Here is an 11,266-nt window from a genome sequence, read left to right as displayed (position 1 = left end):
GCTGTGGTACAACAGCGTGGTCGGCGAAGGCCGCTGCCCGATCGTGGACACCTTCTGGCAGACGGAAACCGGCGGCATCCTGATCAGCCCGCTGCCCGGCGCCACCACCGCCAAGCCCGGTTCGGCCACCCTGCCGTTCTTCGGCGTGCAGCCGGTCGTGGTCGATAACGACGGCAAGTTGCTGGAAGGTCCGACCGAAGGCAACCTGTGCATGGCCGATAGCTGGCCCGGCCAGATGCGTTCGGTTTTCGGCGATCATGCCCGGTTCGTCCAGACCTACTTCGCAACTTTCGAAGGCAAGTACTTCACGGGCGACGGCTGCCGCCGTGACGAGGACGGCTACTACTGGATCACCGGCCGCGTCGACGACGTCATCAACGTGTCCGGTCACCGGATGGGCACCGCCGAGATCGAAAGCGCGCTGGTCGCCCACCCGAAGGTCGCCGAGGCCGCCGTGGTCGGTTACCCGCACGACCTCAAGGGCCAGGGCATCTACGCCTATGTGACGCTCAACACCGGCATCGATCCGACGGAAGAGCTGCGCAAGGAGCTGGTGACCTGGGTCCGCAAGGAAATCGGCCCGATCGCCTCGCCGGACCTGATCCAGTGGGCTCCAGGATTGCCGAAGACCCGCTCCGGCAAGATCATGCGCCGCATCCTGCGCAAGATCGCCGCGAACGAGCACGACGCCCTGGGCGACACCTCCACGCTGGCCGATCCCGGCGTGGTGAACGATCTGGTCGATAGCCGCATGAACCGCGGCTGATCCGTCGCGGAGACCGAAATTGGAGAAGGGGAGCCGCTGGGCTCCCCTTTTTCGTTCCGGATGCGGCGGAGGGGATTGTCGTTACGATAAAGCTTTCAAGGAAAGCAATTCTGCCAGCATGGGCCGTCTGTCCTTCGTGAGCGGACGATGTGCCAAGATCGAGCGACTATGCCGCTTAGATATGGTAGCTGTGTGGTAACTGGAGATTATTGGCCCTGCAGAGGCCGGCGCTAAGCGCCTGAAAAGGTGGCGGACCCGATACGATTCGAACGTACGACCTCTGCCTTCGGAGGGCAGCGCTCTATCCAGCTGAGCTACGGGTCCAGCGACACGAGGTGGACCATAGCGTAAGGAAAGACGATGCGCAATGCCTTGGTGGCACGGGTTTTCGTGTCGCCAGCGCTTCGGAAGCCCCGGTGGACGCCCCTGCGGAACGACCCGAGCTTGACGCTGTTGCTGTGGCTGTCCATCTCGCAAGTGCGAAGGCATTTCGCACCAGTACGAAACAACCGGGGCTCGCTTCATGGTAACTTCCTCCGTTTCCGGAAGAAAAACGGATATCGCGCTTGTGCTGGGCGGTGGCAATGCGCTCGGAGCCTATCTTGCCGGCGCCTATGAGCAGCTGGACGAGCAGAACATTCGGCCGGACTGGATCATAGGCGCTTCCATCGGCGCCGTCACGGGGGCGATCCTTGCGGGCAACGCGCCGGAACGGAGGATGGAGCAACTGTCCCGCCTCTGGAACGAGGCGATGCTGCCGACGTTCCCGATGCCCTCGTCCTTCGGCCTGAAGCCGCGCCAGATCTACAACGGCCTGAATATGACGCTGTCTGCGGTGTTCGGCCGTCCCGGCATTTTCCGGCACCGTTATCCAGGATTGTGGTCTGCGCTCCCCTGGGTCCCCAACGACACCGCTCTCTACGATACGGCGCCGCTGCGCATGACACTGGAGCGCTTGGTCGACTTCGACCGCCTCAATAACGGCGATGTCAGGTTTTCACTGGTCTGCGTCGATCTGGAAAGCGGTGAGGAAGCATTTTTCGACACTGTCCGCGACAGGATCGGGCCAGAGCACATCATGGCAAGCGCCGCCATCACTCCGGCTTTTCCGCCGGTCGAGATCGGCGGCCGGCTGCTATGCGACCCCGGCTACGCCAACAATCTCCCCTTGGACTATGTCTTCAAGGAGCCGCTTCAGGAGGACCTGACCTGCATCGCGGTCGATCTGTTCAGCCTGCGCAACCATCGGCCCAAGTCCCTCGATGCCGTGCTCGAACGTACCCAGGACATCGTGTTCTCCAGCGCTACGCGGCGCAGCATCGCTTCTCTCAGAAGGGAGTTCGAGCTGCTGGAGAAGCAGGATCCGAACGGTCCTTCGGTACGGCTTCTCCACCTGGCTTATCAAGCTGCACGGCATGAGATCGCTGGAAAGAGCTTGGACTTCTCACCGTCGTCGATCCGCGACCGCTGGGCCGCCGGCCAGCGCGACATGGCGAACGGGCTGAAATCGCTGCGCCTGCCGCCGACTTCGAAGGGCAGGTTCGATTACATCTGCCCGGACCGGGAAGCTGCCGGAGAATCGGCCGAAGCCGGATCCGATGGGGAAACGGCGCTGGCCCCGAACAAGGTCGCCTGACCCTATACCAGCTGTGCGGCGGTCAGCTATCCCATCAGCTATGCGCCCGATACGGTCCTCGTTCGGCGCATGGCTGCTTTTCGCCTCTTTCATTTCTGCCGATATAATCACATTTTCCGTGACTGACATTCCGAATAATTAACACGTTGATCGTGTTCAAATATAGGGTCCCGAATGACCGACCTGTCCGTCTCCACTTCTTCCGGCCGCTCGCTCACTGCCCGCGGTCCGAACTCCACCCGGAACAACGGCGCCGCCCTGGTTGCGGCAGCACTGCTCGGCGCCGGTGCGCTGTGGCTGGCCGATGCCATCAGTCCGATCCAGGCCGCCTTGTTTCTGGTCGGCGGTCTCCTGGGACTGACCCTGTATCACGCGTCGTTCGGCTTCACCTCCGCCTTTCGGGTATTGATCGCCGACCGGCGCGGCGCGGGGCTGCGGGCTCAGATGCTGATGCTGGCGATCGCCTGCGTGCTGTTCTTTCCCGTACTGGCCGACGGCAGCCTGTTCGGGCAGCCGGTGAAAGGACTGATAGCCCCGGTCGGCACATCGGTCGTCGTCGGCGCCTTCCTGTTCGGCATCGGCATGCAGTTGGGCGGCGGCTGCGCGTCCGGAACGCTCTTCACCGTGGGCGGCGGAAACACCCGCATGGTGGTCACCCTGGCGGCCTTCATCGCCGGATCCGTGCTCGGGGCCTATAACCTGCCGTGGTGGCAGACGCTGCCGTCCCTGGCGCCCATATCCCTGGTCGAAAGCTTCGGCTGGCAGGCGGCACTGGGCTTGAGCCTCGCCGTTTTCGCCGGCATAGCTGGGCTGAGCGCCGTTCTGGAGAAGCGCAGGCACGGTCGCCTCGTTGCCGCCGGGACCGACGCCACGCGGGCCGGTATCGGGCGCTTTCTGCGGGGTCCCTGGCCTATGCTCTGGGGTGCCATCGCCCTGGCGCTGCTGAACTTCGCGACGCTGGCTCTCGCCGGACGTCCCTGGGGCATCACGTCGGCCTTCGCCCTGTGGGGCAGCAAAGCCTTGATGGCCGGAGGCGTCGATGTCGCATCCTGGCCCTTCTGGCAGCAGCCGGGAAATGCCAAGGCCCTTGGGGAGAGCGTCATGGCCGACGTCACGTCGGTCATGGATTTCGGGATCATCCTGGGAGCGCTGCTGGCCGCCGGCTTGGCCGGCCGCTTCGCTCCCGGCTGGCGATTGCCGTTGAAGTCGTTCATTGCGGCATTGGTCGGCGGACTGATGCTGGGTTACGGATCGCGTCTGGCCTTCGGCTGCAACATTGGCGCCTATTTCAGCGGAATCGCATCGGGTAGCCTGCATGGCTGGGTCTGGATCGTCGCGGCGTTGGCCGGCAACTGGATCGGCACGGGCTTGCGCCCCCTGTTCGGCCTGGCCGTCGAACGGACGCCGCGCCAGACGGCGTGCTGATGGGCGCAGCGGCTTCAATCCCCAATCAGGTCTCTTTCCAACACGCGAGAGGGTGAGTTGCGTACTCGAACTCTCGCGATTAACGTCTCGGGGCGCCTCGAACAGGCAGCCGACTTCGGGCAGACTAGTTTGGGCAGACTAACTTGGGAGGAGATTCAGCGATGAGAAAATGCATGTTCATAGCGGCCTCGGCCGCTTTTCTGGCATCGACGCCGCTGCACGCCGCAACGACGGCGACGGCTACCATGAACCTTATCAGCAAGGACGGGACGGGCCAGCCGATCGGGACCGTCACGATCCGGGAGACTTCCCAGGGCATCGTGCTGGAACCCGACCTGAAAGGTCTGCCGCCCGGCCCGCGCGGCTTCCACGTTCACCAGAACCCGAATTGCGGACCGGGGCAGAACAACGGGCAGACGGCAGCCGGATTCGCCGCCGGCGGCCATCTCGATCCCGCAAGCTCCGGCAAGCATCTGGGTCCGCAGGGAGCGGGGCATCTGGGCGACCTGCCGGCGCTGGTCGTCAATGCATCGGGCGTCGCCAACCAGCCCGTCGCGGCCCCACGCTTGACGCTCAAGGATGTCCAGGGGCGCGCCCTGATGATCCACGAAGGCGGGGATAACTATTCCGACGAGCCGAAACCGCTGGGCGGCGGCGCCGGCCGTATTGCCTGCGGCATCGTCAAGTAGCCTCGGTCACTCCCCTCCGGCAACCTCCTCCGGCGGACGCACCGCGCGAAACTGCCGGAGAAGCGCCAGATCGTAGCCGATCTTCAGCACCCCGGCGCAGATCAGCGGCCAGCCGAAGGTCGTGGCGCCAAGCATCCAGCCGGCAAGGGCGGGCGACATCGCCGCGGCCAAGCTGCGCGGCACCGCCGTAAGGCTGGCTGCCGCGGGCCGTTCGGCAGGTTCCACGATCGCCATCACATAAGACGACCGCGTCGGCACGTCCATCTGGGACAGCAGGCTGCGCACCACCAGGAAACCTACGGCCAGCGACAGATCGGGCGCCAGCGCCGCCAGGATCAGAAGCACGCTCGACGGCATATGGGTGAAAACCATGGTGTTGATCAATCCGAACCGCCGCGACAGCGGCACGGCGATCAGATAGGAGACGGCGGAGCACAGGCCGGTCGCGAAGAAGATGGTTCCCGTGGTGGCTATCGACAGGCCGAACCGCTCGAACAGCCATAGCGCCAGCATCGAGTTGACGACGAAGCCGCCACCGAACGAATCGACCGAGAACAGCGCCGCCAAGCCATAGACCCGGCGGCGCGACGGTCCCAGCCTGACGGTCCTATGCTCGGCCGGCGGCCGGACATCGGGCAAACCGGAATAGAGCCACCACGTGGCGACACCGATGGCGGCATAGACCAGGAACATCGCCTGGGTCGCCGTGCCGGGCGGCACCAGCCGGTCGAGCCATTCCAGTCCGCCGGCGGCAAGCGCGCCGAGCGCCGTGCCGACCGAGCCTACCAGACTATAGCGGGCGAAGATGGCGGTCCGCTCTCGGTCGGGCGCCAGTTGCGCGATCAACGTGTGCTCGAGCGGCAGGAAAACGCTGACGTCGCCGCTGGACGGGTTGACCGTGCCGACGAAAGCCACCAGCAGCAGCGGCCAGAAGGCGTCGAACCCGGCAAAGCAGAGGCCGGTTGCCGTCATCAGCAGGGCGGCGCCAAGCAGTCCTTGCCGAAGCCTTATGCGGTGGCCGGCATAGCCCAGCGCCAGGGTCAGCAGCGCGGAGCCGAGCAGGGTGACCGTGGCGAGCAGTCCGACATCCAGGGCGCCGTACCCCAGCCGTCCAAGATGGACCGGCAGCAGAAGCGCTACGAACCCGTCGGCAACCGACCGCAGACCGCGCCCGACCAAAACCCGCGTGATGGTTGCCCGCATGGCTTCCCTTTCGATATCTTTCTTCCACGGTGCGGCTTGGCCAGCGGCCGTGACGTTCGGTAGAAGCCGCTTGCATCGGTGAGGCGTTCAGGACAAGCCTGACATCGATCGAGCCGGGACCTTACAGCGAAAAGCGCCAAAAGATGAGCAAAGCCTTCGTCCGCGAAAGCGACACCGAGGAAGACCTGCCGGACGAGCCGGAAGTCCAGCCGGCCGGCAAGAAGAACTACATGACGCCGAAGGGCTTCCGCGACCTTCAGGACGAGTTCAAGCAGCTGATGCGGGTGGAGCGGCCCAAGGTGGTCGAAGTCGTCTCCTGGGCGGCGGGCAACGGCGACCGGTCCGAGAACGGCGATTACATATATGGCAAGAAGCGCCTGCGCGAGATCGACCGCCGCATCCGCTTCCTGACCAAGCGGATGGAAAGCGCCGAGGTCGTCGATCCGACCTTGCAGAAAAACCGCGACCGCGTCTTCTTCGGCGCTACCGTCACCTATGCCAACGACCGCGACGAGGAGAAGACGGTGACCATCGTCGGCATCGACGAGGCCGACCTTTCCCAGGGAAAGATAAGCTGGATTTCACCAGTCGCCCGCGCCCTGCTGAAGGCGGAAGTCGGCGACGTGGTCGAAGTCAGGACGCCGGCCGGGGTCGATTCGCTGGAAGTGGTCGATATCCGCTACCCGGAAGCGGCTGCGACCTAGTCGAGCGCCGTCCGATCCGGAGACGGCGTGCAGACGTTCATGGTCGAGCGCAGCTTGTAGGCGATGTCGCGGATCAGCGGTTCGGCGTTGAGGCTGTGGCCGTTCAGCAGGACCACGAGCGCCGCGAAGGCGACGACGACAGGCCGAAGCCTGATTTCCGGCGGCTTGGCGCGGGCATGAGCCCAGGCGAAGAAAGCGACGGAGAGTCCGCCGATCACGAGACCGCCGACGACTTCCTCCGGCGTATGGGCACGAAGCGTCACGCGGCTGACCGCTATCAGCAGGATCAGGGTGACGGCACCGCCGAGTATGGCGATACGTTGCCATTTTGGCCGGCCGAAACCGGCCAGAAGACCGGCACAGCCGAAGAAGATGGCGCCGAACGCTGTATGGCCGCTTGGACTGCGGACATCCGGAAGACCGATCTCCACACCGCAGGCATGGAAGCCGAGCTTGGCCACCAAAGTCGTGCCGAGCCCTACCGCAAGAACGGCGGCCCAGATCAGCGCCACCGAATGCGCGCCCTTGTACAGCAGGTAGGCCAGAATGCAGAGCGACGCGGGCAAAAGCAGGCCCGAGTCGCCCAAGCTGGTAATCGTTTGCATCAAGTCGATCATTTTGCCTGTTCAGGCTGTACGGATAGCAGCAAATTTCTTGAAAAACGGTCAATTTCGCAACTGCACATCGGATAGGACGGCGGAAAATACGGAACCGTCAGATATCCCTGCGAGAAGCGCCCAAAACTCCGGGCAAGCGATGCAGGAAGAACGCGGTGCCGATACCCCAGGCGCCGTTGACGAGGATTCCCGTCAGCATGCCCGCCGGCTGCCACCCGTTACCGGCCGGCATGCCTTTCATCGGCAGGACCACGAACCACGCGACCAGCGTCGGAAAGATGGCGCCGAACAGGAACGCGGCCACCCAGTACGCCGTCCCACGCGGAAAGCGGTGATGCACCAGCGCGAACACGATGCCCCAGACCCCGCCCCAGAAGGCGGCGGACAGGAACGCCGGAATCCCGAGCGGCGGAATGGCGCGCATTGCGTAGGGCTGGCCAGCGGTCAGGCCGATCAGGTGCAACAGCCCCAGCATGAGCTGATGGAAGATGAGGACGCCGAGGAAACCAGCGACAAAGCCGGCGACGAGGCTCCAGAGGTTTCGGTTGGCGGTCGGATAAGCGGTCGCGGACATGCTTCTTGCCTCTCGGATATCGGAACGGCGGTCTTGATTATGGATGGCGGACTGGATGTCCGGTCACATAACGCAGTATGCCGCTCTCGGTCCCAGGCATACACCCTATGCCCCGCGCCCTACGAAGGCCGTTTAGGATCGAGCACGTGAGATATCCGAATGAAGCGGAAAAAATCGCGGTCTCGGCAGTCAGTCCCGATGGGGATTGTAAAGCTCCAGTACGCGACGCGCCGCCGTGAAAGCGGTATAGATCCCGACCTTGCCTATGGCGTGATCTTCGTTTCCGTCACGGTGCTTGCAACACCTGTCCTCAGTCCCATCCGGCTCCGTTCCGATAGGGGAGCCGATATGCGCCGATCCCTCATGGTTCTTCGCGAAAGCTACGATCTGTTTGATGACAAAATCGTCCAATCCGATCTTCTTAGGCTCTTTCCGAAGGAGATGGTTCAGAACGTGAATTGTCACGACGAGAGGAACGCGATCCTTGTCGCGCATGTGCTCCCAGATAAAGTAGCCGTACCAAGTTGCGGCTTTGTAAGGATCGACTTCTGTCTGCTCGATATTGAACATACGCAGATGCGCCAGGTGATAGCGCACTGCGTGTTTGGCCGCTTCATTTCTGATGCTGCGGGGAACAACGATAAGGTGCTTATACCCGTCCAATGCTCTGTCGAACAGGTTGAAGGTTCGACGCATGTCGCGGACTTGCTCAGTCGACATCAAAGGATCTACGCGTCGAACTGCGAGTTGCTGCTGCTCCTGGAGTGGTACCGGCATGATGCTGAGAAAGCTCTACTTATGTGGGGCTGCCGGGAGCACCGCCGTAAGATCCGCAATCAAGGCATTTGCTTCAGAATTCAGGAAGTCTTCGTCATCCAACTGCCGCAGATACGACCGCAATTCTGCGGAAGAACCGTTGGTAGATGGCTCTATGGGAGCATCCATCACAGGGCCATAGGCGGCAGCGGCACATTCCTCCGCGACCATCTGAAAAAAGGCGTTTTCGTCCATGACCGGCTATGTTGCTTTCTGTTTCCCTGCGATCAGCGTGACGAACGCTGATGAATGGATGCCTGAATTGACGGAATTCAGTCACCCGGGCTGGCAAAAACGATATCGTTCCAGCCCTATCGGTGCAACAATAAAAATTTAATCGATTACTTGTCCATGATTCACGCAATGCTGAATTTAGCCTCAGAATCAAAGCTTTGCCTGATCGCCCATGAAATGCTTTTCCTGCTCATGGATCTCTACGCGTGACGTGTCGAAAGGGTGCAGTCAATTTCCCCTTGAACGAACCTTCACCCTCCCGCCATCTCCATCCATGATCTTTCGTCGGCGCCGCTCGCCAGTGGGGCCGTCGGGTTCTCGATCCAGGAGACCATGTCGCGCAGGACGATCTCGCCATTCAGGTCGCGCATCAGCATGTGGTAGCCCTGGTCGTAGATCCCGACCGTCACCCTGCCCTTGCCGTCCGGCAGGGTCCGGGGAAGGGCGGCCAGCGCTTTTTCGATCGGCGCCTTGGGGATCACCTGCTCGTTCCTGCCGTAAAGCACCAGGGCGGGCACCGGCAAGGACGCGGCGCTGGATGCTGCCCGGCTCATCAGCTGCACCAGTCCCTCGACCGCGTCGACGCGGGTGCCCTTGATGACCAGGGGATCGCGGCTCAGCGCCCGCAGCATCTCGATGTTGTCGGACGGCCTGATCCTCAACTCGCGGGGTGCGGTCAGCCGGAGCCAGGGGACCGTATGATAGCTGACCCAGAGGGCCGCACGCTGGAGCGTCGTCAGCGAATCCCTGTCCCATACGGCCGGAGCCGACAGGATGACTCCGGCCGGGGCAAGAGGCTCGAACCCTGCGGGCGTCGGGCTGGCCAGCGCGCTCATCGTGACCGCTCCACCCATGCTCTCGCCCAGCAGGTAGAAGGGAGCGCCCGGATGCCGTCCGCGCACCAGCGAGGCGACCGTGTGCAAGTCGGCGATCAGGGTGTCGTCGGTCGGCCATATGCCGGGCCGCACCGTGGCGCCGAACCCCCGCTGGTCATAGGCATAGGTCGCGATACCGTGCGCCGCGAAATAGCGCCCGGTCGCCTGAAAGGCGTTGGAGTAGTCGTTGAAGCCATGCAGCGCCAGAACGACGGCATGGACCGGAACGCCATCCTCGGGAAGCCAGGAGCGAAGCGGAAGTCCCGCCCCATCGGGCGTCACGACCGTATCCAACGTCAAATGCGCGGCTTGGGTCATCGGCCCCATCGGCTGGAAGGTGGCGGCGCAGCCGCCCGGCAGAAGCAGGAGCATTCCCAGCGCGAGCAGGTATGCCGCACGGCCCACGGCACGCCGCACCAGCTTCATCGCGCCGCCATCAAAGCCGGATCCCCTGCCTCCGCTGCATGCGAGCCGCGCGTCAGCTGCAGGAAGATATCCTCCAGGTCGGCTTCCTCGGTGCTGAGGTCCTGGATGGCGAGGCCGGTCGCCTGGACAGCCGCCAATACGTCGCCGACGCGCGTCCGGCTCGGCTTATAGCGCACCACCAGCCGTTTCGGGTCCGGCAATTCGGCCTGCCAGCGGCCAAGCCCTTCCGGCACCGCCGTCAGGTCGCGTTCCAGATGGAAGACCAGCGCCTTGCTGTCCAGCCGGCGCAGCAACGCACTCGTGCTGTCCATCGCCACCACCTGACCATGGTTGATGATCGCGATCGTATCGCACAACTCCTGCGCTTCCTGAAGGTAATGGGTGGTCAGCAGCACCGTGGTTCCGGCCTTGTTGAGCATGCGGACCTGTTCCCACAGCATCTCGCGCAGTTCGATATCGACGCCGGCGGTCGGTTCGTCCAGCACCAGCACCGGCGGGGAGTGCACCATCGCCTTGGCGACCATCAGCCGACGCCGCATCCCGCCGGACAGGGTGCGGGCATAGGCGTCCGCCTTGTCCTGAAGGCCGACCGCCTTCAGCAGGTCTTCGGTGATCCGTTCGGACTTCGGCACGCCGTAGAGGCCGGCTTGCAGGTTGAGCAACTCGCGGGGGGTGAAGAAGGGATCGATGTTCAGTTCCTGCGGCACCACGCCGATGGCGGCGCGCGACGCCCGCGCTTCCCGGTCGATGTCACGGCCCCAGATCCGGGCCTCGCCGCCTGTTTTGTTGACCAGGCCGGCCAGGATGTTGATCAGCGTCGATTTGCCGGCCCCGTTGGGACCGAGCAGACCGAACAGCGATCCGCGCGGGATGGCGAGATCGATGCCCTTCAGCGCTTCCTTGGCGGGCGCCCGGCCCGCCGCCTTGTAGGTCTTGGTAAGGCCCCTGACCTCGACCGCCTGGGCCGGCAGAGGCGTGGTGGCTATGGCGGGAGCGGGAGTGGAGGAATGGGCGGTCATATTCGACAGGTTCTTCTCGACAGGGCTTCCATCAAGGCTTTCGCCTCATGGGTTGAGCGCTTGCTGCGGCACCACCACGCGGGCGCCAACAATCGCGTTGATCAGGCCGCGCCGTCTTGTATCATCCGGACGGCCGGCAAGACATGCCGGAACGCCGTTGCGGCGCGAGGCATGACTCTCAAGACAGGGAAATAGGTAATGCAGCCGACAGAAACAATTCAGGTGGAAACGGAAACTGTGGGCTGCGACGGCGGCGGCGGCGCGCTCGGCCATCCGCTGGTC

Annotated in this window: 15 protein-coding genes and 1 tRNA gene; 6 read left to right on the top strand and 10 right to left on the bottom strand. The window is 63.6% G+C overall.

Annotation, left to right across the window (positions count from 1 at the left end; genetic code table 11):
• Positions 1-766 (top strand): AMP-binding enzyme (locus AC5JJ6_RS11365; RefSeq protein WP_496042136.1); only part of this gene is annotated, 766 nt, incomplete at its 5' end.
• A gap of 247 nt (positions 767-1,013) precedes the next feature.
• Here AC5JJ6_RS11365 and AC5JJ6_RS11360 read toward each other — a convergent pair.
• Both AC5JJ6_RS11360 and AC5JJ6_RS11355 read right to left on the bottom strand, forming a co-directional pair.
• A tRNA-Arg gene (locus AC5JJ6_RS11360) sits at positions 1,014-1,090 on the bottom strand.
• Complete coding sequence (locus AC5JJ6_RS11355; RefSeq protein ID WP_496042135.1) at positions 1,081-1,236, bottom strand: hypothetical protein; 156 nt, start codon at positions 1,234-1,236, stop codon at positions 1,081-1,083. Before AC5JJ6_RS11355 ends, AC5JJ6_RS11360 begins: the two co-directional genes overlap by 10 nt.
• Before the next feature lie 53 nt (positions 1,237-1,289).
• Between AC5JJ6_RS11355 and AC5JJ6_RS11350 the strand changes: the two genes are divergently transcribed.
• The 3 genes from AC5JJ6_RS11350 to sodC all read left to right on the top strand — a co-directional run bounded on the left by AC5JJ6_RS11350 (position 1,290) and on the right by sodC (position 4,516).
• Positions 1,290-2,402: a patatin-like phospholipase family protein gene (locus tag AC5JJ6_RS11350; RefSeq protein ID WP_496042134.1), complete on the top strand. Its 1,113-nt coding sequence runs from the start codon at positions 1,290-1,292 to the stop codon at positions 2,400-2,402.
• Between the two features lie 174 nt (positions 2,403-2,576).
• Complete coding sequence (locus AC5JJ6_RS11345; RefSeq protein ID WP_496042133.1) at positions 2,577-3,827, top strand: YeeE/YedE family protein; 1,251 nt, start codon at positions 2,577-2,579, stop codon at positions 3,825-3,827.
• Positions 3,828-3,988: 161 nt separating this feature from the next.
• The gene (gene sodC / locus AC5JJ6_RS11340) at positions 3,989-4,516 is read left to right on the top strand and encodes a superoxide dismutase [Cu-Zn] SodC (protein ID WP_496042132.1); all 528 of its coding nucleotides are present in this window, start codon (positions 3,989-3,991) and stop codon (positions 4,514-4,516) included.
• Positions 4,517-4,522: 6 nt separating this feature from the next.
• On the opposite strand, the gene AC5JJ6_RS11335 is transcribed toward sodC, so the two are convergent.
• On the bottom strand, positions 4,523-5,719 hold the full coding sequence (locus AC5JJ6_RS11335) for an MFS transporter (RefSeq protein ID WP_496042131.1): 1,197 nt from the start codon (positions 5,717-5,719) through the stop codon (positions 4,523-4,525).
• Between the two features lie 143 nt (positions 5,720-5,862).
• On the opposite strand from AC5JJ6_RS11335, the gene greB reads away from it, so the two are divergent.
• Positions 5,863-6,423: a transcription elongation factor GreB gene (gene greB, locus AC5JJ6_RS11330; RefSeq protein WP_496042130.1), complete on the top strand. Its 561-nt coding sequence runs from the start codon at positions 5,863-5,865 to the stop codon at positions 6,421-6,423.
• Here the strand turns inward: greB and AC5JJ6_RS11325 are convergent.
• The 4 genes from AC5JJ6_RS11325 to AC5JJ6_RS11310 form a co-directional block, all read right to left on the bottom strand.
• The gene (locus AC5JJ6_RS11325; RefSeq protein WP_496042129.1) at positions 6,420-7,028 is read right to left on the bottom strand and encodes a phosphatase PAP2 family protein; all 609 of its coding nucleotides are present in this window, start codon (positions 7,026-7,028) and stop codon (positions 6,420-6,422) included. The two genes, greB and AC5JJ6_RS11325, sit on opposite strands and share 4 nt — an antisense overlap.
• A 109-nt stretch (positions 7,029-7,137) precedes the next feature.
• A complete protein-coding gene (locus AC5JJ6_RS11320; RefSeq protein ID WP_496042128.1) occupies positions 7,138-7,614 on the bottom strand; it encodes a hypothetical protein in 477 nt (158 codons plus the stop codon).
• Positions 7,615-7,803: 189 nt separating this feature from the next.
• Positions 7,804-8,310, bottom strand: a complete 507-nt coding sequence (locus AC5JJ6_RS11315; RefSeq protein WP_496042127.1) for a hypothetical protein — start codon at positions 8,308-8,310, stop codon at positions 7,804-7,806.
• 96 nt (positions 8,311-8,406) lie between these two features.
• Entirely contained in the window at positions 8,407-8,625 is a 219-nt protein-coding gene (locus AC5JJ6_RS11310) for a hypothetical protein (RefSeq protein ID WP_496042126.1), read from the bottom strand.
• On the opposite strand from AC5JJ6_RS11310, the gene AC5JJ6_RS11305 reads away from it, so the two are divergent.
• A complete protein-coding gene (locus tag AC5JJ6_RS11305) occupies positions 8,624-8,767 on the top strand; it encodes a hypothetical protein (RefSeq protein ID WP_496042125.1) in 144 nt (47 codons plus the stop codon). The genes AC5JJ6_RS11310 and AC5JJ6_RS11305 overlap by 2 nt on opposite strands.
• Before the next feature lie 148 nt (positions 8,768-8,915).
• Here the strand turns inward: AC5JJ6_RS11305 and AC5JJ6_RS11300 are convergent, their stop codons facing one another.
• The 3 genes from AC5JJ6_RS11300 to AC5JJ6_RS11290 form a co-directional block, all read right to left on the bottom strand.
• The gene (locus AC5JJ6_RS11300; RefSeq protein WP_496042124.1) at positions 8,916-9,965 is read right to left on the bottom strand and encodes an alpha/beta hydrolase; all 1,050 of its coding nucleotides are present in this window, start codon (positions 9,963-9,965) and stop codon (positions 8,916-8,918) included.
• Positions 9,962-10,984, bottom strand: a complete 1,023-nt coding sequence (locus AC5JJ6_RS11295; RefSeq protein WP_496042123.1) for an ABC transporter ATP-binding protein — start codon at positions 10,982-10,984, stop codon at positions 9,962-9,964. The genes AC5JJ6_RS11300 and AC5JJ6_RS11295 overlap by 4 nt, the downstream gene beginning before the upstream one ends.
• A gap of 45 nt (positions 10,985-11,029) precedes the next feature.
• A partial coding sequence (locus AC5JJ6_RS11290) for a hypothetical protein (RefSeq protein ID WP_496042122.1) occupies positions 11,030-11,266 on the bottom strand: 237 nt, incomplete at its 5' end.

The sequence above is a fragment of the Skermanella sp. genome (genome assembly GCF_059503625.1).
The sequence above is the reverse complement of the archived record's forward strand: the minus strand, read 5'-3'. Positions and strand labels throughout refer to the sequence as shown.